This is a genomic window from Enterobacter sp. PL1, assembly GCF_945957325.1.
Taxonomy (GTDB): Bacteria; Pseudomonadota; Gammaproteobacteria; order Enterobacterales; family Enterobacteriaceae; genus Enterobacter; species Enterobacter roggenkampii.
The window spans coordinates 62853-84884 of sequence record NZ_CAMFKT010000011.1 but is presented as its reverse complement, the minus strand read 5'-3'; the positions used below and the strand labels follow the sequence as shown (position 1 = coordinate 84884).

Genomic DNA, 22032 nt, shown 5'->3' with positions numbered 1-22032 from the left:
AACAGTGAAAACTTATTTTATCATTCAAAAAATCAAGACGGATTGATCCGGCCTGAAAGTTTCCAGGTTACGCTTTAGTATCAGGTTCCGAAGCCATCCGCCCACTCTTCTACTTAAACTTTGAGGTGAACAATGAGACTGATTCCCCTGGCAACTGCAGAACAAGTTGGTAAATGGGCCGCTCGCCATATCGTAAACCGCATTAACGCGTTCAAACCGACCGCCGATCGTCCTTTCGTTCTGGGCCTTCCGACCGGCGGCACACCGCTGACCGCTTACAAGGCGCTGGTTGAGATGCATAAAGCAGGCCAGGTTAGCTTCAAACATGTTGTGACCTTCAATATGGATGAATACGTTGGCTTACCGAAAGACCACCCGGAAAGCTACCATAGCTTTATGCACCGCAATTTCTTTGATCACGTTGATATCCCAGCTGAAAATATTAACCTGCTGAATGGAAACGCGCCGGATATTGACGCAGAATGCCGTCAGTATGAAGAAAAAATCCGTTCCTACGGTAAAATCCACCTGTTCATGGGTGGTGTAGGTAATGATGGTCATATCGCGTTTAACGAACCGGCGTCCTCTCTGGCTTCCCGTACCCGTATTAAAACGCTGACCCATGACACGCGCGTGGCAAACTCCCGCTTCTTTGACGGTGACGTGAACCAGGTTCCAAAATACGCCCTGACCGTAGGCGTAGGCACCCTGCTGGATGCTGAAGAAGTGATGATTCTGGTGCTGGGCGGCGTGAAAGCGCAGGCGCTCCAGGCTGCTGTTGAAGGCAACGTTAACCATATGTGGACCATCAGCTGTCTGCAGCTGCATCCTAAATCAGTCATCGTCTGCGACGAACCGTCCACGATGGAGCTGAAGGTTAAAACGCTGAAATACTTCAACGAGTTAGAAGCCGAGAACATCAAAGGTCTGTAATTGAATAACCGCCTCTTTATCAAGAGGCGGCCGCTTTTTTTAACCGGGGGTCGTTATGTACGCTTTAACCCACGGTCGGATTTATACCGGCCATGAAATTCTGGATGACCACGCGATTGTTATCGCGAATGGCCTGATTGAACGTGTTTGCCCGCTGGCAGAACTGCCGCCGGAGATTGAACAGCGCTCACTCAATGGAGCAGTAATCTCCCCCGGTTTCATCGACGTACAGCTCAACGGCTGCGGCGGTGTCCAATTCAATGATACCGCCGATGCGGTAACGGTCGAAACGCTGGAGATCATGCAGAAAGCCAACGAGAAATCGGGCTGCACCAGCTATCTGCCAACGCTCATCACCAGCAGTGATGACCTGATGAAGCAGGGTATCCGCGTGATGCGCGAATACCTGGCCAAACATCCGAATCAGGCGCTCGGTCTGCACCTGGAAGGGCCATGGCTGAACATGGTCAAGAAAGGAACGCATAACCCGGACTACGTGCGTAAACCTGATGCGGAGCTGGTTGACTACATGTGTGCCAACGCCGATGTGATCACCAAGGTGACGCTGGCACCGGAAATGACCGGCACGGACGTCATCAGCAAGCTGGCCGCCGCCGGAATTGTGGTTTCAGCGGGCCACTCAAATGCCACGCTGAAAGAAGCGAAAGCCGGTTTCCGCGCGGGCATTACCTTTGCGACGCACCTGTATAACGCCATGCCATACATCACGGGTCGTGAACCGGGTCTGGTCGGCGCGATTCTGGATGAGCCAGACGTTTACTGCGGCATTATCGCGGACGGCTTACACGTTGATTACACCAACATTCGCAACGCCAAGCGGCTGAAAGGTGACAAGCTCTGCCTGGTAACGGACGCTACCGCACCGGCAGGTGCAAATATTGAGCAGTTCATTTTTGCCGGTAAAACAATATACTACCGCAATGGACTGTGTGTGGATGAAAACGGTACGCTGAGCGGTTCCTCTTTGACCATGATTGAAGGGGTGCGTAACCTGGTTGAGCATTGCGGAATTGCGCTTGATGAAGTCCTGCGCATGGCCACCCTTTATCCTGCGCGCGCTATCGGCGTGGATAAACAGCTTGGCGGAATTGCACCAGGTATGGTTGCAAACCTGACGGCATTCACACACGATTATAAAATTATTAAGACCATCGTTAATGGTAACGAGGTCGTCACTGAGTAAGTAAAAGTATGACACCTGGCGGACAAGCTCAAATCGGTAATGTCGATCTCGTTAAACAGCTTAACAGCGCGGCGGTATATCGCCTGATTGACCAACACGGGCCAATCTCACGTATTCAGATAGCCGAACAAAGCCAGCTTGCTCCCGCCAGCGTGACAAAAATTACCCGCCAGCTCATTGAGCGCGGTTTGATCAAAGAAGTCGATCAGCAGGCCTCCACCGGGGGCCGCCGCGCTATCTCCATTATTACCGAAACCCGCAATTTTCAGGCAATTGGCGTCCGTCTGGGCCGTCATGACACCACGCTCACGCTGTACGATCTGAGCAGTAAAGCCATTGCGGAAGAGCACTATCCCCTTCCTGAACGCACCCAGGAGACGCTGGAGCATGCGCTGCTGAATACCATCGCGCAGTTTATTGAAAGCTGTCAGCGCAAGATCCGCGAACTCATCGCCATCTCGGTGATTCTGCCCGGTCTGGTCGACCCGGAAAGCGGCGTGATCCGCTATATGCCGCACATTCAGGTTGAAAACTGGGGGCTGGTCGACGCGCTGGAAAAGCGCTTTAAAGTGACCTGCTTTGTGGGCCATGACATTCGCTCTCTGGCGCTGGCAGAGCACTACTTTGGTGCGAGCCAGGACTGTGAAGACTCTATTCTGGTGCGCGTTCACCGCGGTACGGGCGCAGGCATTATCTCTAACGGCCGAATTTTTATTGGTCGCAACGGTAACGTCGGTGAGATCGGCCACATTCAGGTTGAACCGCTCGGGGAGCGCTGCCACTGCGGCAACTTTGGCTGCCTTGAAACCATTGCCGCCAACACCGCCATCGAGCAGCGCGTTCGCCATCTGCTTGAACAGGGGTACCAAAGCCGCGTCACGCTGGACGACTGCAAGATAGGCACCATCTGCAAAGCCGCCAATAAAGGCGACGCGCTGGCCTGTGAAGTGATCGAGCAGGTGGGACGCCATCTGGGGAAAACCATCGCCATCGCCATTAACCTGTTTAACCCACAAAAAGTGGTGATCGCCGGTGAAATTGTGGAGGCGGAAAAGGTGCTGCTCCCCGCGATTGAAGGCTGTATTAACACCCAGGCGCTGAAAGCATTCCGCCAGAATCTTCCGGTGGTTCGTTCAAAGCTTGACCATCGTTCGGCGATTGGCGCGTTCGCGCTGGTCAAACGCGCCATGCTCAACGGAATTCTGCTGCAGCATTTGCTGGAAAGTTGATCGGACCTTATAGTAACGCCTTCTTTTTTTGATGTCGGACTGTCCATGACCATTAAGAATGTAATTTGTGATATCGACGGCGTGCTGATGCACGACAACGTTGCCGTGCCGGGTGCTGCGGAGTTTCTTCACCGCATCATCGACAAAGGAATGCCTCTGGTTCTTCTCACGAACTACCCTTCTCAGACCGGTCAGGATCTGGCAAACCGCTTTGCCACGGCGGGTGTCGACGTCCCGGACAGCGTGTTTTATACCTCGGCGATGGCCACGGCAGATTTTCTGAAGCGTCAGGAAGGAAAAAAAGCCTATGTGGTCGGTGAAGGCGCGCTGATCCATGAGCTGTATAAAGCGGGCTTTACCATCACCGACGTCAACCCGGACTTTGTGATTGTGGGTGAAACGCGTTCCTACAACTGGGAGATGATGCATAAGGCATCCTTCTTTGTGGCTAACGGCGCGCGCTTTATTGCGACCAACCCGGATACCCACGGTCGCGGTTTTTATCCGGCCTGCGGCGCGCTGTGTGCCGGTATCGAGAAGATCTCCGGGCGCAAGCCGTTCTATGTCGGCAAGCCCAGCCCGTGGATCATCCGTGCCGCACTCAACAAGATGCAGGCCCACTCAGAAGAGACCGTGATTGTCGGCGACAACCTGCGCACCGATATTCTGGCCGGTTTCCAGGCAGGCCTGGAGACGATTCTGGTCCTGTCAGGCGTCTCTCAGCTTGATGACATTGACTCAATGCCGTTCCGCCCAAGCTGGATTTATCCCTCCGTCGATGAAATTGACATCATCTGATACCGAACCACGCCTCAGGGCGTGGTTTTTTATTTTCTCGCCTGCAAAACACGACCACATCTAACGAAAAAGCACTTTTATTGCATAATCTTCAACAAAATCGCTCATGGCATACGCGTTTTTCACCGATCCGCAACCACCATTGCACTATTTCCGTTTTCACCCGTAAAACGCTTGCGCGCCCTGCCCCTTTGCGGCATTTTCATAAGCAAGCAACATTACAAAGCAACAGGGTTAACGGAGAAGGTTATGTGTTCAATTTTTGGCGTACTGGATATTAAAACTGACGCGGGCGAACTGCGTAAAAAGGCACTCGAACTGTCTCGCCTGATGCGCCATCGCGGCCCGGACTGGTCAGGCGTTTACGCCAGTGACAAAGCAATTCTGGCTCACGAACGTCTGTCTATTGTTGACGTCAACGCCGGTGCACAGCCGCTGTATAACGAGAAAAAAACGCACGCGCTGGCTGTCAACGGTGAGATCTATAACCACCAGGCGCTGCGCGCCGAGTACGGCGACCGCTACGCGTTCCAGACCGGGTCCGACTGTGAAGTGATCCTGGCGCTGTATCAGGAGAAAGGTCCCGAGTTTCTGGACGACCTGCAGGGTATGTTTGCCTTCGCCCTGTACGACAGCGAAAAAGACGCCTACCTGATTGGCCGCGACCACATCGGTATTATCCCGCTGTACATGGGCCACGATGAACACGGCAACTTCTACGTTGCGTCTGAAATGAAAGCCCTGGTGCCGGTCTGCCGTACCATCAAAGAGTTCCCGGCAGGCAGTTACCTGTGGAGTAAAGACGGCGAGATCCGTCCGTACTACCAGCGCGACTGGTTCGACTACGACGCGGTAAAAGACAACGTGACGGACAAAGCCGAGCTGCGTCAGGCGCTGGAAGATTCCGTGAAAAGCCACCTGATGTCAGACGTACCTTACGGCGTGCTGCTCTCCGGCGGTCTGGACTCCTCCGTGATCTCCGCGATCACCAAGAAATTTGCGGCTCGTCGCGTGGAAGATCAGGAGCGCTCAGAAGCCTGGTGGCCACAGCTGCACTCCTTTGCCGTGGGCCTGGAAGGCGCGCCGGATCTGAAAGCCGCGCAGGAAGTGGCAAACCACCTCGGCACCGTGCACCATGAAATTCACTTCACCGTGCAGGAAGGCCTGGATGCGATCCGCGATGTGATCTATCACATTGAAACCTATGACGTAACGACAATTCGCGCCTCCACGCCGATGTACCTGATGTCGCGTAAGATCAAGGCGATGGGCATCAAAATGGTGCTCTCCGGTGAAGGTTCTGACGAAGTGTTTGGCGGCTACCTGTACTTCCACAAAGCGCCAAATGCCAAAGAGCTACACGAAGAGACCGTGCGTAAACTCCAGGCGCTGCATATGTTTGACTGCGCGCGTGCCAACAAAGCGATGTCGGCATGGGGTGTCGAAGCGCGTGTACCGTTCCTGGATAAGAAATTCCTCGACGTGGCGATGCGCATCAACCCGCAGGATAAAATGTGCGGCAACGGTAAAATGGAAAAACATATCCTGCGTGAGTGTTTTGAATCCTACCTGCCGGCGAGCGTGGCATGGCGTCAGAAAGAGCAGTTCTCCGATGGCGTAGGCTACAGCTGGATCGACACCCTGAAAGAGGTGGCGGCGAAACAGGTTTCTGACCAACAGCTGGAAACCGCAAGCTTCCGCTTCCCGTACAACACGCCGGGCTCGAAAGAAGCGTACCTCTACCGTGAAATTTTTGAAGAACTGTTCCCGGTACCGAGCGCTGCAGAGTGTGTGCCGGGTGGTCCATCCGTCGCCTGCTCGTCTGCCAAAGCGATTGAATGGGATGAATCGTTCAAATCCATGAACGATCCGTCAGGACGTGCGGTAGGCGTTCACCAGTCAGCCTACAAATAATCACGCATTTCATCTCAGGCCCTGCGGGGCCTGATTTTTTTTGCCCCGCTTTTGCACAGCTAAAACCGATTAATAACCAATAATTGCCGAATATTCGGTCACGCTGTTCGCAACCTAACCAAACAGTCACATTCCGGCTATTTTCGTTGAAAAAGGTGTTGACGCTGCAAGGGTCTATACGCATAATGCGCCCCGCAACGCCGATAAGGTAACGCGAAAAAAAGATGGCTACGTAGCTCAGTTGGTTAGAGCACATCACTCATAATGATGGGGTCACAGGTTCGAATCCCGTCGTAGCCACCATCTTTTTTTGCGGGAGTGGCGAAATTGGTAGACGCACCAGATTTAGGTTCTGGCGCCGCAAGGTGTGCGAGTTCAAGTCTCGCCTCCCGCACCATTCCCGGGTAAGCGTTGCACGGATGGGGTATCGCCAAGCGGTAAGGCACCGGTTTTTGATACCGGCATTCCCTGGTTCGAATCCAGGTACCCCAGCCATATTTCTTCGATTTTGCGGTTCTCCGCGGTATTGGGGTATCGCCAAGCGGTAAGGCACCGGTTTTTGATACCGGCATTCCCTGGTTCGAATCCAGGTACCCCAGCCATCGAAGATTGCAGTACTGGCTACGTAGCTCAGTTGGTTAGAGCACATCACTCATAATGATGGGGTCACAGGTTCGAATCCCGTCGTAGCCACCAAATTGAGATTATCGATCGATTTCGGTAATGAGAAAAAATTGTTGGGGTATCGCCAAGCGGTAAGGCACCGGATTCTGATTCCGGCATTCCGAGGTTCGAATCCTCGTACCCCAGCCAATTTACAAAGTCGTTAAGCAGCTTGTTTAACGCAATTGGGGTGTCGCCAAGCGGTAAGGCTCTGGTTTCTGATACCAGCATTCCGGGGTTCGAATCCCTGCACCCCAGCCACTTAAAACAAAAAAGCCCGCTCTGCGGGCTTTTTTGTTTTTGTACAGAATAGTGCGGCCTGATGCCCTCACCCTGGCCCTCTCCCACGGGGAGAGGGAAAAAGTTTAGAGGCCGAGAGCGTACTTCAGGGCCTGACGCTTCAGGCCACCGGCGCGTTCCGCTGCCATCAGACCTATGTTACGCAGAATACGTACTGGCGCTACGTCATTGCTGAACCCCGCATAGAACAGATCCATTCCCGACTGCATGAGGAAGTTATCCGCCATACGCCGCGTCTGATAACGCTTCAGCACCTGATGGCTGGCCCAGTTTTCCGCGTGTCCGCGGGCGCTGCCCAGCACATCCAGTAAGGCATCGACATCGCGATACCCCAGGTTCACGCCCTGCCCGGCCAGCGGATGAATGGTGTGTGCCGCATCCCCCACCAGCGCTAAGCCTTCGCGGGCATACTGCAACGCATGACGACGCGTGAGTGGGAACGCCCCGGCGGCGACCGGCGTGACGTGCCCCAGACGGCTCGGGAAGTGCAGCAGGATCTCGCGCTGCAGCTGTTCCATGTTCATCCCCTGCAGCTGACGAATGCGCGCCGGTTTGTCGTACCACACCAGCGACGCCCAGTTATCAAACAGCGGTAAAAAGGCATGCGGGCCGTTCGGCGTAAAGTGCTGCCAGGTGCTTTCACCCGGCGCATTCTCGCACTCGGCGGTAATCAGCATACAGGACTGTTCATACTGCCAGGCATGAACCCCGATCCCCGCCATCTGTCTGACCTGCGAGTTAGCGCCGTCCGCCCCGATGACCAGCTTCACGGCCAGCTCATCGCCATTGTCGAGCGTCAGTAGATAGCCACGCTCGTGAGGATGCAGCGCCTTAAGCGACGCAGGCACGCGCAGCGTCACCTTCGGATGCGCCTCCAGCGCCTGCCAGAGCGCCCGCTGGAGCACGTTGTTTTCCACCATATACCCCAGGCGCGGCAGCTTCAGCTCTGCGGCATCAAACGCGACGTGGGCATTTTCCCACTCCCAGGTTTCGAGGCGGCTGTAAGGGTGCGCGCGCATCGCCTGCACTGCCTCCCAGACGCCCAGCCCGCGCAGCAGATCGACGGATGCCGCGCTGATCGCAGAAATGCGCACGTCCGGTTTACTGGCGGGATCGTAGGCTGGCGGAGCCGCCTGTTCGATTACCGTTACCTCAAATCCCTGCTGTGCCAGCCCCAGCGCCAGCGCGCCGCCGACCATACCGCCGCCGACAACGGCAACTTCGGTGTGTTGGAGTGTCATGGTCAATTTTCCTTATTGGAGAATCCCTTAAGTTTACCGGATTTTTGCGGTCCTGAGACACATAACCTTCATACTGGTCACAACCCCACCAAAGCATTACAATACGCGGCTTGCAATCCTGAGCTGAGCAAGTCGATGACTAAAAAACTCTATATAAAAACCTGGGGCTGTCAGATGAACGAATACGATTCATCCAAGATGGCCGATCTGCTGGATACCACCCACGGATACCAGCTGACTGAAAATGCGAAAGAAGCCGATGTGCTGCTGCTGAACACCTGTTCAATTCGTGAAAAAGCGCAGGAAAAAGTTTTTCACGTGTTAGGTCGCTGGAAACTTCTCAAACGAAAAAATCCGGACCTGATCATCGGCGTGGGCGGCTGCGTCGCGTCGCAGGAAGGCAAGCTGATCCGCCAGAGAGCCCCGTATGTGGACATTGTCTTTGGCCCTCAGACCCTGCACCGTCTGCCTGAGATGATCAATCAGGTTCGCGGTAACCGTAGCCCGGTCGTTGACGTCAGCTTCCCGGAAATCGAAAAATTTGACCGTCTGCCTGAGCCACGTGCCGATGGCCCGACCGCCTTCGTCTCCATCATGGAAGGCTGCAACAAATACTGCACGTACTGCGTGGTGCCGTACACCCGTGGTGAAGAGGTCAGCCGCCCGGCAGATGACATTCTGTTTGAAATCGCGCAGCTTGCCGCGCAGGGTGTGCGCGAAGTGAACCTGCTGGGCCAGAACGTTAACGCCTGGCGCGGTGAGAACTACGACGGCACGACCGGCAGCTTTGCCGAGCTGCTGCGTCTGGTGGCCGCGATTGACGGCATCGACCGCATTCGCTTTACCACCAGCCATCCGATGGAATTTACCGACGACATTATTGACGTCTATCGCGATACGCCAGAGCTGGTGAGCTTCCTGCACCTGCCGATCCAGTGCGGCTCGGACCGCGTGCTGAACCTGATGGGCCGCCCGCATACGGTGCTGGAGTATAAATCCACCATCCGCAAGCTGCGTGAAGCACGTCCGGATATCCAGATTAGCTCCGACTTTATCGTCGGCTTCCCTGGCGAAACCGCAGAAGACTTCGAGCGCACCATGAAGCTCATCGGCGAAGTGAACTTTGACGTCAGCTACAGCTTCATCTTCTCTGCGCGTCCAGGAACACCGGCGGCCGATATGGTTGACGATGTACCGGAAGAAGAGAAAAAGCAGCGTCTGTATATTCTTCAGGAGCGCATCAACCAGCAGGCTAACGCCTGGAGCCGCCGCATGCTCGGTACCGTACAGCGCATTCTGGTGGAAGGCACTTCCCGCAAGAGCATTATGGAACTCTCTGGTCGTACGGAAAATAACCGCGTGGTGAACTTTGAAGGCACCCCGGATATGATCGGTAAGTTTGTGGACGTCGAGATTGTCGAAGTGCTGACCAACTCGCTGCGCGCGAAAGTGGTCCGCACCGAAGACGAAATGGGCCTGCGTATTGCAGAGTCACCGGAATCCGTGATCTCGCGTACCCGCAAAGAAAACGATTCTGGCGTTGGGATTTACCAGCCATAATCCTTCAGGCCTGCCGCTTTGGCAGGCCTTGTATTTCCTCTCATCGCCCCCAATATCTTCCGCAACGCTTGCGCCTTTATTCTGTGGCGTGAATAATTTCGGTAATGACCGTTTTATTGCGCCGTGTGGCAGCGGGTCAGTTAATCAATCAAAGAGGAACAGTTTGAACATAGATACGCGTGAAATTAGCCTTGAGCCAGCAGACAACGCTCGCCTGCTGAGCCTGTGCGGGCCGTTTGATGACAACATCAAACAACTGGAGCGACGTCTGGGTATCGAAATCAATCGTCGCGATAATCATTTCAAACTCACCGGACGCCCTATCTGCATCAACGCCGCTGCGGACATTCTGCGTAGCCTGTATGTCGACACCTCCCCCATACGCGGCGAAATTCAGGATATCGAACCGGAGCAGATTCACCTCGCCATTAAAGAGGCGCGCGTGCTTGAGCAGAGCGCGGAGAGCGTGCCGGACTATGGCAAGGCAATCAACATTAAGACCAAGCGTGGCGTCATTAAGCCGCGTACGCCAAACCAGGCGCAGTATATCGCCAATATTCTCGACCACGACATCACCTTCGGCGTGGGGCCGGCGGGTACGGGTAAAACCTATCTGGCCGTTGCCGCGGCGGTCGATGCGCTGGAGCGTCAGGAAATCCGGCGTATCCTGCTGACCCGCCCTGCCGTTGAAGCCGGTGAAAAACTGGGCTTCCTGCCTGGCGATCTGAGCCAGAAGGTCGACCCGTATCTCCGTCCTTTATACGATGCGCTGTTCGAAATGCTGGGCTTTGAGAAGGTCGAGAAGCTCATTGAGCGTAACGTGATCGAAGTGGCCCCGCTCGCCTACATGCGCGGCCGTACGCTGAACGATGCGTTCATCATTCTCGATGAGAGCCAGAACACCACCATCGAACAGATGAAAATGTTCCTGACGCGTATTGGCTTTAACTCGAAAGCGGTGATTACCGGCGACGTCACGCAGATCGATCTGCCGCGCAGCACCAAATCGGGCCTGCGCCACGCCATCGAAGTGCTGGCCGAGGTTGATGAAATCAGCTTTAACTTCTTCCACAGTGAAGACGTGGTACGCCACCCGGTGGTCGCGCGTATCGTTAACGCTTATGAAGCCTGGGAAGAGGCAGATCAGAAGCGTAAGGCCGAACTGGCCGCAGAACGTAAGCGCGAAGCGCAGGAGCAAGAACAGAAATGAGTCAGGTGATCCTCGATTTACAGATGGCCTGTGAAGACAATTCCGGCATGCCAGATGAGGCACAGTTTCAGAAATGGCTGGATGCCGTTATCCCGCAGTTTCAGGAAGAATCAGAAGTCACGATTCGCCTGGTGGATGAAGCAGAAAGCCATGAGCTTAACCTGACCTATCGCGGGAAAGATAAGCCGACCAACGTGCTCTCTTTCCCGTTCGAAGCCCCGCCGGGCATCGAGATGCCGCTGTTGGGCGATCTGATCATCTGCCGCCAGGTGGTTGAACAGGAAGCCAAAGAGCAGCAGAAACCCCTTGAAGCCCACTGGGCGCACATGGTGGTACACGGCAGCCTGCATCTGCTCGGCTACGATCATATTGAAGACGACGAAGCGGAAGAGATGGAATCCCTCGAGACAGAGATAATGCTTGCTCTGGGCTATGAGGATCCGTACATTGCCGAGAAAGAATAGTCAGTCACCGGACTGACTCCCCTGCCGCCACGAAAGGACATCGCGTGGAGGTAAACATTGAACTAACAAGAGAACCCTTAACAAACGCCATGAGCGACGACAATTCACACAGTAGCGACACGACAACCAGTAAAAAGGGATTTTTCTCCCTCATTCTGAACCAGCTTTTCCACGGCGAACCGAAAAACCGTGATGAACTGCTGGAGCTGATTCGTGATTCCGGGCAGAACGACCTTATCGACGAAGATACGCGCGAAATGCTCGAAGGGGTTATGGACATCGCCGACCAGCGCGTTCGCGATATCATGATCCCCCGCTCGCAGATGATCACCCTGAAACGTAACCAGACCCTGGACGAGTGTCTCGATGTCATCATCGAATCCGCCCACTCGCGTTTCCCGGTCATCAGCGAAGACAAAGATCACATCGAAGGGATTTTGATGGCGAAAGATCTGCTGCCGTTTATGCGCAGCGATGCCGAAGCCTTCAGCATGGAAAAAGTGTTACGCCAGGCCGTGGTTGTGCCGGAAAGTAAACGTGTGGATCGGATGCTGAAAGAGTTTCGCTCTCAGCGTTACCACATGGCGATTGTTATTGATGAATTTGGTGGCGTCTCCGGTCTGGTCACGATCGAGGATATCCTTGAGCTGATCGTGGGCGAAATCGAAGATGAGTATGACGAAGAAGAGGATATCGACTTCCGTCAGCTCAGCCGCCACACCTGGACCGTGCGGGCGCTGGCCTCTATTGAGGACTTCAACGACGCCTTCGGGACCCACTTCAGCGATGAAGAGGTCGATACCATTGGCGGGCTGGTGATGCAGGCCTTTGGCCACCTCCCGGCGCGCGGAGAGACCGTTGACATCGACGGTTACCAGTTCAAAGTAGCCATGGCCGACAGCCGACGTATTATACAGGTTCACGTCAGAACGCCGGACGACTCACCGGTGCCAAAACTGGAAGATTAATGTAAATGGCATTTGCCCCATTGCTTGAACGCCAGCGCGTCCGTTTGCTGCTGGCGCTGTTACTCGGAGCCAGCGGTACGCTGGCTTTTTCTCCTTACGATATCTGGCCTGCGGCCATTCTCTCCCTGATGGGGCTTCAGGGGTTGACCCTGAACCGTCGTCCGGTGCAGGCTGCCGCTATTGGCTACTTCTGGGGACTGGGGCTGTTTGGCTCAGGTATTAACTGGGTCTACGTCAGCATCGCGCAGTTTGGCGGTATGCCGGGCCCGGTAAACGTCTTCCTGGTGGTACTGCTCGCCGCGTATCTCTCGCTCTATACCGGTCTGTTCGCCGGCATCCTTTCTCGCCTGTGGCCCAAAACCACCTGGCTGCGCGTTGCCATTGCCGCGCCGGTGGTCTGGCAGATCACCGAATTCCTGCGCGGCTGGGTGCTGACCGGCTTCCCGTGGCTGCAGTTCGGCTACAGTCAGATTGACGGCCCGCTGAAAGGCCTTGCGCCGGTCATGGGTGTTGAGGCCATTAACTTCCTGCTGATGGTCGTTAGCGGCCTGCTGGTATTAGCGCTGGTTTCACGATGCTGGAAACCGCTGGCTGTGGCGCTGGTGCTGTTCGCCCTGCCCTTCCCGCTGCGCTATATCCAGTGGTTCACGCCGGAGCCCGCGCGCGCCATGCAGGTCTCCATGGTGCAGGGCAATATCCCGCAGTCGATGAAGTGGGACGAGAAAGAGCTGCTGAATACGCTGAAGATCTACGCCAACGCCACCGAAGAGGTGATGGGTAAATCGCAGCTGATTATCTGGCCGGAGTCTGCTATTCCCGATCTGGAGATCAACCAGCAGCCGTTCCTCAACATGATGAACGACCTGCTGCTCTCGCGTGGCAGTACGCTGATCACCGGGATTGTCGATGCGCGTCTGAATCAGCAGAACCGCTACGACACCTACAACACCATCATTACGCTCGGCAAAGACAGCGAATACAGCTACCACTCCACCGATCGGTACAACAAGAACCACCTGGTGCCGTTTGGTGAATTTGTGCCGCTGGAGTCAATTCTTCGCCCGCTGGCCCCGTTCTTCGATCTGCCGATGTCCTCCTTCAGCCGCGGACCGTACGTTCAGCCTCAGCTGCACGCGCACGGCGCAGCCCTGACGGCGGCCATCTGCTACGAAATTATCTTAGGCGAGCAGGTGCGCGATAACTTCCGCCCGGATACGGACTATTTGCTGACCATCTCTAACGATGCCTGGTTTGGTAAATCAATCGGCCCGTGGCAGCACTTCCAGATGGCACGCATGCGCTCCCTGGAGCTGGCACGTCCCCTGCTGCGCAGCACCAACAACGGCATCACCGCCGTGATTGGTCCGCAGGGTGAAATCCAGGCCATGATCCCGCAGTTCACCCGAGAAGTGCTGACCACCAGCGTCACGCCTACCACCGGGCTGACGCCGTACGCCCGCACCGGCAACTGGCCGCTGTGGATCCTGACCGCGCTGTTCGGCTTTGGCGCGGTGCTGATGAGCCTGCGCCAGAGTCGTCGATAATCCCTCCTCTTCCTGCCGGGTGGCGCTGACGCTTACCCGGCCTACTGTTTCGCTTTTGTAGGTCGGGTAAGCGTCAGCGCCACCCGACAATTCCCTCCGGACTTCAATTCTGGCACGCCTATTGCTTTGTTTATTCAGGTAAACGCAGTTTGGCTTACTGTGCAACTTTGTCGCACCAGCGTAGATCATCGGTAGCACCGAAACGGTGCAACGGGAGATATTTGCCTCTGAATGGTGCGGCGTGCTTCGCAAAAATAAACAATAACGCAGCAAAATCTTTACATTAAGCCAGACTAAATGTTAACAAGCTTGCATAACACTGCACTCGCATTGCGCGAGATATAACAACATCACAATGGGTATCAATGCGTCGCTGGCGCTGATAAAAAAGGAGTTGGGTATGCAATTACGTAAACTGGCCACAGCAATGCTGGTTATGGGGATGTCCGCAGGCGTGGTTCACGCTGAAGACGCTCCGGCAGCAGGCAGCACTCTCGACAAGATTGCCAAAAACGGCGTTATCGTGGTCGGCCACCGTGAATCTTCTGTCCCGTTCTCTTACTACGACAACACGCAAAAAGTCGTGGGCTATTCACAGGATTACTCCAACGCCATCGTTGAAGCTGTGAAGAAAAAGCTGAACAAACCTGACCTGCAGGTGAAGCTGATCCCCATCACTTCACAGAACCGTATTCCGCTGCTGCAAAACGGCACCTTTGACTTCGAGTGTGGCTCCACCACCAACAACCTCGAGCGTCAGAAGCAGGCTGCCTTCTCCGACACCATCTTTGTTGTGGGCACCCGCCTGCTGACGAAGAAAGGCGGTGAGATCAAAGACTTCGCTGACCTGAAAGGGAAAGCGGTCGTTGTCACCTCCGGGACCACGTCTGAAGTGCTGCTGCACAAGCTGAACGACGAGAAGAAAATGGATATGCGCATCATCAGCGCGAAAGACCATGGCGACTCCTTCCGTACCCTGGAAAGCGGTCGTGCCGTCGCGTTTATGATGGACGACGCCCTGCTGGCAGGCGAGCGTGCGAAAGCGAAGAAACCAGACAACTGGGATATCGTCGGTACCGCGCAGTCGAAAGAAGCCTACGGCTGTATGCTGCGTAAAGACGATCCGCAGTTCAAAAAGCTGATCGATGACACCATCGCCCAGGTGCAGACCTCAGGCGAAGCGGAAAAATGGTTCGACAAATGGTTCAAGAACCCGATTCCACCAAAAAACCTGAACATGAATTTTGAACTGTCTGACGACATGAAAGCGCTGTTCAAATCTCCAAATGACAAGGCTCTTAACTAATTAGAACAACAGGGGCGGGATCTCCTGCCCTCTCGATTGTCGGGAAGCATGGACAGACTATACGTTGAGTGGTCGTTCCCCACTCAGCGCGAAAAATGAGCTTCTCACCAATCTTCGAGGGTAGCGCTGCTACCCTTTTTTTTCTGGAGTTTATTATGTCAATCGACTGGAACTGGGGCATATTCCTGCAACAAGCCCCGTTCGGCAACACCACCTATCTTGGCTGGCTGTGGAGCGGCTTTCAGGTCACCGTGGCATTATCGATAACGGCGTGGATCATCGCGTTTCTTGTCGGTTCTCTGTTCGGCATTCTGCGCACCGTCCCTAACCGTTTTCTTTCAACACTCGGCACCCTGTACGTGGAACTGTTCCGTAACGTTCCGCTGATCGTGCAATTCTTTACCTGGTATCTGGTTATCCCGGAACTGCTGCCGGAAAATATTGGCATGTGGTTCAAGTCGGAACTGGATCCGAATGTGCAGTTCTTTGTCTCCTCCATGATGTGTCTGGGGCTGTTTACCGCTGCGCGCGTTTGCGAGCAGGTGCGTGCCGCCATTCAGTCATTACCCCGCGGACAAAAAAATGCGGGTCTGGCGATGGGGTTAACCCTGCCACAGACCTACCGCTACGTGCTGCTGCCTAACGCCTACCGCGTCATCGTTCCGCCGATGACCTCCGAGATGATGAACCTGGTGAAAAACTCGGCCATCGCCTCGACCATCGGCCTGGTCGATATGGCCGCGCAGGCGGGCAAGCTGCTGGATTACTCCGCTCACGCGTGGGAATCCTTCACCGCGATCACGCTCGCCTACGTTCTGATTAACGCTTTCATCATGCTGGTGATGAACCTGGTTGAACGCAAAATTCGCCTGCCGGGCAACATGGGGGGCAAATAATGTACGAATTTGACTGGAGTTCTATCGTTCCATCTATGCCTTACCTGCTTGATGGACTGATGATTACCTTAAAAATCACCGTCATTGCCATTATCGTCGGTATCGTCTGGGGCACCCTGCTGGCCGTTATGCGCCTGTCGAGCTTTAAGCCGCTCGCCTGGTTTGCTACCGCCTACGTTAACGTGTTCCGCTCCATCCCGCTGGTAATGGTGCTGCTGTGGTTTTACCTGATCGTGCCCGGCTTCCTGCAAAACGTGCTGGGGCTGTCGCCGAAAACCGACATCCGTCTGATCTCGGCGATGGTGGCGTTCTCAATGTTTGAGGCCGCTTACTACTCTGAGATTATCCGTGCAGGCATTCAGAGTATCTCCCGCGGGCAATCCAGCGCCGCGCTGGCGCTGGGGATGACGCACTGGCAGTCCATGCAACTCATTATTCTGCCGCAGGCGTTTCGCGCCATGGTTCCGCTCCTGCTGACCCAGGGAATTGTGCTGTTCCAGGATACGTCCCTGGTCTACGTGCTGAGCCTGGCAGACTTCTTCCGTACCGCGTCCACCATCGGTGAGCGTGATGGTACGCAGGTTGAGATGGTGCTCTTTGCGGGAGCGGTCTATTTTGTGATTAGTTTAAGCGCGTCGCTGTTGGTCAGCTGGCTGAAGAAAAGGACGGTACAATGATTTCCCTGAAAAATGTTTCTAAATGGTATGGGCACTTTCAGGTGCTGACCGACTGCTCCACCGAAGTGAAAAAAGGCGACGTGGTAGTGGTGTGCGGGCCGTCCGGTTCCGGTAAATCGACGCTGATCAAAACCGTTAACGGACTGGAGCCGGTCCAGCAGGGTGAGATCGTCGTCAACGGCACCAAAGTCAACGACAAGAAAACCAATCTTGCCCAGCTTCGCTCTCACGTTGGCATGGTGTTCCAGCATTTTGAGCTGTTCCCTCACCTCTCCATTATTGAGAACCTGACCCTGGCCCAGGTGAAAGTGCTCAAGCGTGATAAAAAAGCGTCGCGCGAGAAAGGCCTGAAGCTCCTGGAACGCGTTGGCCTCTCTGCGCATGCCGATAAGTTCCCGGCGCAGCTTTCCGGCGGCCAACAGCAGCGTGTGGCGATCGCCCGTGCGCTGTGCATGGATCCCGTGGCGATGCTGTTTGACGAGCCCACGTCGGCGCTCGATCCGGAGATGATCAACGAAGTGCTGGACGTGATGGTCGAGCTGGCGCACGAAGGGATGACCATGATGGTGGTGACCCATGAAATGGGCTTCGCCCGCAAGGTGGCCAACCGCGTGATCTTCATGGACGAAGGGAAAATTGTCGAAGATTCCCCGAAAGAGGAGTTCTTCGCCAACCCGAAATCGGAACGTGCGAAAGATTTCCTCGCCAAAATCCTGCACTAATCTTCTCAGTGCGCAATCTGCGGATTGCGCACTGCCTCACGCTTTCGCTCACTTCTTCTCGTCGGTGCCCCATTGCAGCGTTAACCTTGTCACAAAATAACGCTATGAATGGAGAACGCTATGGCACAACCTATAATTTTCGATTGCGACCCGGGTCATGATGACGCGATCGCGCTCGTCCTTGCACTTGCCTCCCCCGAGCTCGACGTCAAAGCCGTCACCTCTTCTGCCGGAAACCAGACGCCGGATAAAACCCTGCGTAACGTTTTGCGCATGCTGACGCTGCTCAAGCGCACGGATATTCCTGTCGCCGGCGGCGCCCTCAAGCCCCTGATGCGTGAATTAATTATTGCGGATAACGTGCATGGCGAAAGCGGGCTGGACGGTCCGGCGCTGCCGGAACCTGGCTTCACGCCGCAAAGCTGCACCGCCGTGGAGCTGATGGCAAAGGTGCTGCGCGAGAGCGCGGAACCCGTCACCCTGGTGGCAACGGGACCGCAAACCAACGTCGCGCTGCTGCTGAACAGCCATCCTGAACTGCACAGCAAAATCGCTCGTATCGTCATCATGGGCGGGGCTATGGGCCTGGGAAACTGGACGCCTTCCGCAGAGTTCAACATTTTTGTCGATCCGGAAGCAGCGGAAATCGTCTTCCAGTCGGGCCTGCCAGTTGTGATGGCAGGGCTGGATGTGACGCATCGCGCGCAGATTATGGCAGACGACATTGAGCGCTTCCGCTCCGTTGGCAATCCGGTCGCGACAACCGTGGCTGAGCTGCTCGACTTCTTTATGGAGTATCACAAAGCCGAGAAATGGGGATTCCACGGCGCGCCGCTGCACGATCCGTGCACCATTGCCTGGCTGTTAAAGCCGGAGATGTTTACCACAGTCCACAGGTGGGTTGGCGTCGAAACGCAGGGGAAATACACCCAGGGGATGACGGTGGTGGACTACTACTCGCTGACGGGGAATAAACCGAATACCACGGTGATGGTGGATATTGACCGTGAGGCGTTTGTGGATTTGCTGGCGGAGAGACTGGCTTACTATAGTGCGTAGTGCGGCCTGATGCCCTCACCCCGGCCCTCTCCCACGGGGAGAGGGCGCAAACCTGCGCTTTTACCTAGGGCTCAAACGGCCGACGCTGGAACTGATCGTGGCCGCATTTCGGACACAGCGACAGGACCTCCGGCGTATACACTGCAATATGATGGTGGCAATTCTCGCACACCAGATTTCCCAGCCCGACCACTTCACCGCTGTGGTACACACCGTGGTGGTTTAAATCCTGAAAGACTTCACGCCACTCCAGCTGCGTTTTATCCGTGATATCGGCCAGCTCCTGCCACAGGCTCTCTTTGATCACCCGCATGAAAACGCTGTCCGTGACCTCCTCCTGGCTTTCCTGGTAGCTGCGCGCGAACTCTTCCAGATCGCGACGCACGGCGCGGGTCACCTCTTCCACTTCGGTTCGCGTTAACTCACCCGTTTGCGACACGCGGGCACGCGCCTGCTCCACCAGCGCGTCGATATCACGCTCGCCGTTACGCAGCCGTTCCGTCAGTGTCGCCACCAGTTCGCGGTAAAATTGAGCAACCTTGTTCATCATTTTGCCTCCCGGGTAAGTAACTATTTCTAATAATAGACCTTATTTCAGCGCCGCTTTGTCAGGTGAAGCACAGACCCGGTAAATTCCTGCAAAGCGCATTTGTGCGAAAGGCTGTTTTGACGCGGGCGTTTGGGCTATGCTATGCGGATCTGAATTACCACATCCATTGGCTACATTTGTAGCTGTATTGAACACAGGACCACTGGCTGCCATGCAAGAGCAATACCGCCCGGAAGAGATAGAATCAAAAGTCCAGCAACACTGGGACGAGAAGCGCACCTTTGAAGTAACCGAAGACGAGAGCAAAGAGAAGTATTACTGCCTGTCGATGCTTCCCTATCCTTCTGGTCGACTACACATGGGCCACGTGCGTAACTACACCATCGGTGATGTGATTGCGCGCTACCAGCGCATGCTGGGCAAAAACGTTCTGCAACCCATCGGTTGGGATGCGTTCGGTCTGCCTGCGGAAGGCGCGGCGGTCAAAAACAATACGGCGCCGGCACCGTGGACGTACGACAACATCGCGTACATGAAAAACCAGCTCAAAATGCTGGGCTTTGGCTATGACTGGAGCCGCGAGCTGGCAACCTGTACCCCGGAATACTACCGCTGGGAACAGAAATTCTTCACTGAGCTGTACAAAAAAGGCCTGGTGTACAAGAAGACCTCTGCCGTTAACTGGTGCCCGAATGACCAGACCGTTCTCGCGAACGAACAGGTTATCGATGGCTGCTGCTGGCGCTGTGATACCAAAGTGGAGCGTAAAGAGATCCCGCAGTGGTTTATTAAAATCACCGCTTACGCTGATGAGCTGCTGAACGATCTGGATAATCTGGACCACTGGCCAGATACCGTTAAGACCATGCAGCGCAACTGGATTGGCCGTTCTGAAGGCGTGGAAATTACCTTCAACGTTGAGAACTACGACCAGACCCTGACCGTCTACACCACCCGTCCGGACACCTTCATGGGCGCGACCTACCTGGCCGTGGCCGCAGGTCACCCGCTGGCGCAGAAAGCGGCAGAAAACAATCCGGAACTGGCTACCTTCATCGACGAGTGCCGCAACACGAAAGTGGCCGAAGCCGATATGGCAACGATGGAGAAAAAAGGGGTTGATACCGGCTTTAAGGCCATTCACCCGCTGACGGGCGAAGCGATCCCTGTCTGGGCCGCCAACTTCGTACTGATGGAGTACGGCACAGGCGCCGTGATGGCTGTTCCGGGTCACGACCAGCGCGACTATGAATTTGCCACTAAATATGGCCTGACCATCAAGCCTGTTATTCTGACGGCGGACGGTTCTGAACCAGACCTGTCCGAACAAGCGCTGACCGAAAAAGGGACCTTGTTCAACTCCGGCGAGTTCAACGGTCTGAGCTTCGAAGAGGGCTTCAACGCTATCGCCGACAAGCTGGCCTCCCTTGGCGTGGGCGAGCGTAAAGTTAACTTCCGTTTGCGCGACTGGGGCGTTTCCCGTCAGCGTTACTGGGGTGCGCCAATTCCAATGGTGACGCTGGAAGATGGCACCGTGATGCCAACGCCGGAAGATCAGCTGCCGGTGATCCTGCCGGAAGACGTGGTCATGGACGGTATCACCAGCCCGATCAAAGCCGATCCTGAGTGGGCAAAAACCACCGTCAACGGTCAGCCCGCGCTGCGCGAAACCGACACCTTTGACACCTTTATGGAGTCATCCTGGTACTATGCTCGCTACACCTGTCCTCAGTATCAGGACGGCATGCTGGATTCCAACGCGGCGAACTACTGGCTGCCGGTAGATATCTACATCGGTGGTATCGAACACGCCATCATGCACCTGCTCTACTTCCGCTTCTTCCACAAGCTGATGCGCGATGCGGGCATGGTGAACTCTGACGAACCTGCAAAACAGCTGCTGTGCCAGGGCATGGTGCTGGCGGATGCCTTCTATTACGTCGGGGCGAACGGCGAGCGTAACTGGGTATCTCCGGTTGACGCGATCGTTGAGCGCGACGAGAAGGGCCGTATCGTGAAGGCGAAAGACGCTGAAGGTCACGAGCTGGTCTACACCGGCATGAGCAAAATGTCCAAGTCGAAAAACAACGGTATCGACCCGCAGGTGATGGTTGAGCGTTATGGTGCGGATACCGTGCGTCTGTTCATGATGTTTGCCTCTCCGGCAGACATGACGCTGGAGTGGCAGGAGTCTGGCGTGGAAGGCGCAAACCGCTTCCTGAAACGCGTCTGGAAGCTGGTTTACGAGCACACCTCATTGGGCGATGCCCCGGCGCTGAACGCTGCTGCCCTGACTGAAGATCAGCAGGCGCTGCGTCGTGATGTTCATAAAACCATTGCGAAAGTGACCGATGATATTGGTCGTCGTCAGACCTTCAATACCGCAATTGCGGCTATTATGGAACTGATGAACAAGCTGGCGAAAGCCCCGCAGGACGGCGAGCAGGATCGTGCCTTAATGCGTGAAGCGCTGCTGGCCGTCGTTCGCATGCTGAACCCGTTCACGCCGCACGTTAGCTTTACCCTGTGGCAGGAGCTGAAAGGCGAAGGCGATATCGACAACGCGCCGTGGCCGCAGGCTGACGAAGCCGCGATGGTGGAAAACACCACGCTGGTCGTGGTCCAGGTGAACGGTAAAGTCCGCGGTAAAATTACCGTGGCGGTCGATGCAACCGAAGAACAGGTTCGCGAGCGCGCGGGCCAGGAACCACTGGTCGCTAAATATCTTGAGGGCGTTACCGTACGTAAAGTGATCTACGTACCTGGTAAACTGCTGAATCTGGTCGTTGGCTAA

At 55.3% G+C, this 22032-nt stretch carries 18 protein-coding genes and 7 tRNA genes; 23 read left to right on the top strand and 2 right to left on the bottom strand.

Annotated elements, in window-relative coordinates; all coding sequences use genetic code 11:
- Positions 1-132 precede the first annotated feature (132 nt).
- The 12 genes from nagB (at position 133) to N6P30_RS12105 (ending at position 7002) form a co-directional block, all read left to right on the top strand.
- On the top strand, positions 133-933 hold the full coding sequence (gene nagB / locus N6P30_RS12160; RefSeq protein WP_008501061.1) for a glucosamine-6-phosphate deaminase: 801 nt from the start codon (positions 133-135) through the stop codon (positions 931-933).
- Between the two features lie 55 nt (positions 934-988).
- Positions 989-2137 carry an N-acetylglucosamine-6-phosphate deacetylase gene (gene nagA, locus N6P30_RS12155; RefSeq protein WP_008501059.1) on the top strand — a complete coding sequence of 383 codons (1149 nt, stop codon included), beginning with the start codon at positions 989-991 and terminating at the stop codon, positions 2135-2137.
- An 8-nt stretch (positions 2138-2145) separates the two neighbouring features.
- On the top strand, positions 2146-3366 hold the full coding sequence (locus tag N6P30_RS12150) for an N-acetylglucosamine repressor (protein ID WP_021242995.1): 1221 nt from the start codon (positions 2146-2148) through the stop codon (positions 3364-3366).
- 45 nt (positions 3367-3411) lie between these two features.
- A complete protein-coding gene (nagD, locus tag N6P30_RS12145; RefSeq protein WP_008501057.1) occupies positions 3412-4164 on the top strand; it encodes a ribonucleotide monophosphatase NagD in 753 nt (250 codons plus the stop codon).
- A gap of 249 nt (positions 4165-4413) precedes the next feature.
- Entirely contained in the window at positions 4414-6078 is a 1665-nt protein-coding gene (gene asnB / locus N6P30_RS12140) for an asparagine synthase B (protein WP_021242994.1), read from the top strand.
- A 226-nt stretch (positions 6079-6304) separates the two neighbouring features.
- Positions 6305-6381, top strand: a tRNA-Met gene (locus N6P30_RS12135).
- A gap of 9 nt (positions 6382-6390) precedes the next feature.
- Positions 6391-6475 (top strand) — tRNA-Leu (locus tag N6P30_RS12130).
- A gap of 23 nt (positions 6476-6498) precedes the next feature.
- A tRNA-Gln gene (locus tag N6P30_RS12125) sits at positions 6499-6573 on the top strand.
- A 32-nt stretch (positions 6574-6605) separates the two neighbouring features.
- A tRNA-Gln gene (locus N6P30_RS12120) sits at positions 6606-6680 on the top strand.
- Positions 6681-6697: 17 nt separating this feature from the next.
- Positions 6698-6774: transfer RNA gene (locus tag N6P30_RS12115), tRNA-Met, on the top strand.
- Positions 6775-6816: 42 nt separating this feature from the next.
- A tRNA-Gln gene (locus N6P30_RS12110) sits at positions 6817-6891 on the top strand.
- A gap of 36 nt (positions 6892-6927) precedes the next feature.
- Positions 6928-7002 (top strand) — tRNA-Gln (locus N6P30_RS12105).
- A 104-nt stretch (positions 7003-7106) separates the two neighbouring features.
- On the opposite strand, the gene ubiF is transcribed toward N6P30_RS12105, so the two are convergent.
- On the bottom strand, positions 7107-8282 hold the full coding sequence (gene ubiF, locus N6P30_RS12100; RefSeq protein ID WP_023293024.1) for a 3-demethoxyubiquinol 3-hydroxylase: 1176 nt from the start codon (positions 8280-8282) through the stop codon (positions 7107-7109).
- A gap of 135 nt (positions 8283-8417) precedes the next feature.
- Here ubiF and miaB point away from each other — a divergent pair, with 135 nt between their 5' ends.
- From miaB to rihA, 10 genes are all read left to right on the top strand, one after another.
- Positions 8418-9842: a tRNA (N6-isopentenyl adenosine(37)-C2)-methylthiotransferase MiaB gene (gene miaB, locus N6P30_RS12095; protein WP_023293025.1), complete on the top strand. Its 1425-nt coding sequence runs from the start codon at positions 8418-8420 to the stop codon at positions 9840-9842.
- Positions 9843-10005: 163 nt separating this feature from the next.
- The gene (locus N6P30_RS12090) at positions 10006-11052 is read left to right on the top strand and encodes a PhoH family protein (protein WP_023293026.1); all 1047 of its coding nucleotides are present in this window, start codon (positions 10006-10008) and stop codon (positions 11050-11052) included.
- Positions 11049-11516 carry an rRNA maturation RNase YbeY gene (ybeY, locus tag N6P30_RS12085; RefSeq protein WP_023293027.1) on the top strand — a complete coding sequence of 156 codons (468 nt, stop codon included), beginning with the start codon at positions 11049-11051 and terminating at the stop codon, positions 11514-11516. The genes N6P30_RS12090 and ybeY overlap by 4 nt, the downstream gene beginning before the upstream one ends.
- A gap of 89 nt (positions 11517-11605) precedes the next feature.
- Positions 11606-12484 (top strand): CNNM family magnesium/cobalt transport protein CorC, encoded by an 879-nt coding sequence (corC, locus tag N6P30_RS12080; protein WP_021242574.1) that lies wholly within the window; start codon positions 11606-11608, stop codon positions 12482-12484.
- 5 nt (positions 12485-12489) lie between these two features.
- Complete coding sequence (lnt, locus tag N6P30_RS12075; RefSeq protein ID WP_023293029.1) at positions 12490-14028, top strand: apolipoprotein N-acyltransferase; 1539 nt, start codon at positions 12490-12492, stop codon at positions 14026-14028.
- Positions 14029-14428: 400 nt separating this feature from the next.
- Positions 14429-15334: an amino acid ABC transporter substrate-binding protein gene (locus tag N6P30_RS12070; protein WP_008501049.1), complete on the top strand. Its 906-nt coding sequence runs from the start codon at positions 14429-14431 to the stop codon at positions 15332-15334.
- A 155-nt stretch (positions 15335-15489) separates the two neighbouring features.
- Positions 15490-16230 carry a glutamate/aspartate ABC transporter permease GltJ gene (gene gltJ / locus N6P30_RS12065; RefSeq protein WP_008501048.1) on the top strand — a complete coding sequence of 247 codons (741 nt, stop codon included), beginning with the start codon at positions 15490-15492 and terminating at the stop codon, positions 16228-16230.
- Positions 16230-16907: a glutamate/aspartate ABC transporter permease GltK gene (gltK, locus tag N6P30_RS12060; protein WP_008501047.1), complete on the top strand. Its 678-nt coding sequence runs from the start codon at positions 16230-16232 to the stop codon at positions 16905-16907. The genes gltJ and gltK overlap by 1 nt, the downstream gene beginning before the upstream one ends.
- Entirely contained in the window at positions 16904-17629 is a 726-nt protein-coding gene (locus N6P30_RS12055; RefSeq protein WP_014883001.1) for an amino acid ABC transporter ATP-binding protein, read from the top strand. Before gltK ends, N6P30_RS12055 begins: the two co-directional genes overlap by 4 nt.
- A gap of 120 nt (positions 17630-17749) precedes the next feature.
- The gene (gene rihA, locus N6P30_RS12050) at positions 17750-18688 is read left to right on the top strand and encodes a pyrimidine-specific ribonucleoside hydrolase RihA (RefSeq protein WP_008501045.1); all 939 of its coding nucleotides are present in this window, start codon (positions 17750-17752) and stop codon (positions 18686-18688) included.
- Between the two features lie 64 nt (positions 18689-18752).
- Here the strand turns inward: rihA and N6P30_RS12045 are convergent, their stop codons facing one another.
- Positions 18753-19235, bottom strand: coding sequence for a zinc ribbon-containing protein (locus N6P30_RS12045; protein WP_023617134.1), 483 nt, complete (start codon positions 19233-19235; stop codon positions 18753-18755).
- A gap of 214 nt (positions 19236-19449) precedes the next feature.
- On the opposite strand from N6P30_RS12045, the gene leuS reads away from it, so the two are divergent.
- On the top strand, positions 19450-22032 hold the full coding sequence (gene leuS / locus N6P30_RS12040) for a leucine--tRNA ligase (protein WP_023293030.1): 2583 nt from the start codon (positions 19450-19452) through the stop codon (positions 22030-22032).

Coding starts and splice junctions, on each gene's coding strand:
- nagB (WP_008501061.1), top strand. CDS start 133: ATGAGACTGATTCCCCTGGCAACTGCAGAACAAGTTGGTAAATGGGCC.
- nagA (WP_008501059.1), top strand. CDS start 989: ATGTACGCTTTAACCCACGGTCGGATTTATACCGGCCATGAAATTCTG.
- N6P30_RS12150 (WP_021242995.1), top strand. CDS start 2,146: ATGACACCTGGCGGACAAGCTCAAATCGGTAATGTCGATCTCGTTAAA.
- nagD (WP_008501057.1), top strand. CDS start 3,412: ATGACCATTAAGAATGTAATTTGTGATATCGACGGCGTGCTGATGCAC.
- asnB (WP_021242994.1), top strand. CDS start 4,414: ATGTGTTCAATTTTTGGCGTACTGGATATTAAAACTGACGCGGGCGAA.
- ubiF (WP_023293024.1), bottom strand. CDS start 8,282: ATGACACTCCAACACACCGAAGTTGCCGTTGTCGGCGGCGGTATGGTC.
- miaB (WP_023293025.1), top strand. CDS start 8,418: ATGACTAAAAAACTCTATATAAAAACCTGGGGCTGTCAGATGAACGAA.
- ybeY (WP_023293027.1), top strand. CDS start 11,049: ATGAGTCAGGTGATCCTCGATTTACAGATGGCCTGTGAAGACAATTCC.
- corC (WP_021242574.1), top strand. CDS start 11,606: ATGAGCGACGACAATTCACACAGTAGCGACACGACAACCAGTAAAAAG.
- lnt (WP_023293029.1), top strand. CDS start 12,490: ATGGCATTTGCCCCATTGCTTGAACGCCAGCGCGTCCGTTTGCTGCTG.
- N6P30_RS12070 (WP_008501049.1), top strand. CDS start 14,429: ATGCAATTACGTAAACTGGCCACAGCAATGCTGGTTATGGGGATGTCC.
- gltJ (WP_008501048.1), top strand. CDS start 15,490: ATGTCAATCGACTGGAACTGGGGCATATTCCTGCAACAAGCCCCGTTC.
- gltK (WP_008501047.1), top strand. CDS start 16,230: ATGTACGAATTTGACTGGAGTTCTATCGTTCCATCTATGCCTTACCTG.
- N6P30_RS12055 (WP_014883001.1), top strand. CDS start 16,904: ATGATTTCCCTGAAAAATGTTTCTAAATGGTATGGGCACTTTCAGGTG.
- rihA (WP_008501045.1), top strand. CDS start 17,750: ATGGCACAACCTATAATTTTCGATTGCGACCCGGGTCATGATGACGCG.
- N6P30_RS12045 (WP_023617134.1), bottom strand. CDS start 19,235: ATGAACAAGGTTGCTCAATTTTACCGCGAACTGGTGGCGACACTGACG.
- leuS (WP_023293030.1), top strand. CDS start 19,450: ATGCAAGAGCAATACCGCCCGGAAGAGATAGAATCAAAAGTCCAGCAA.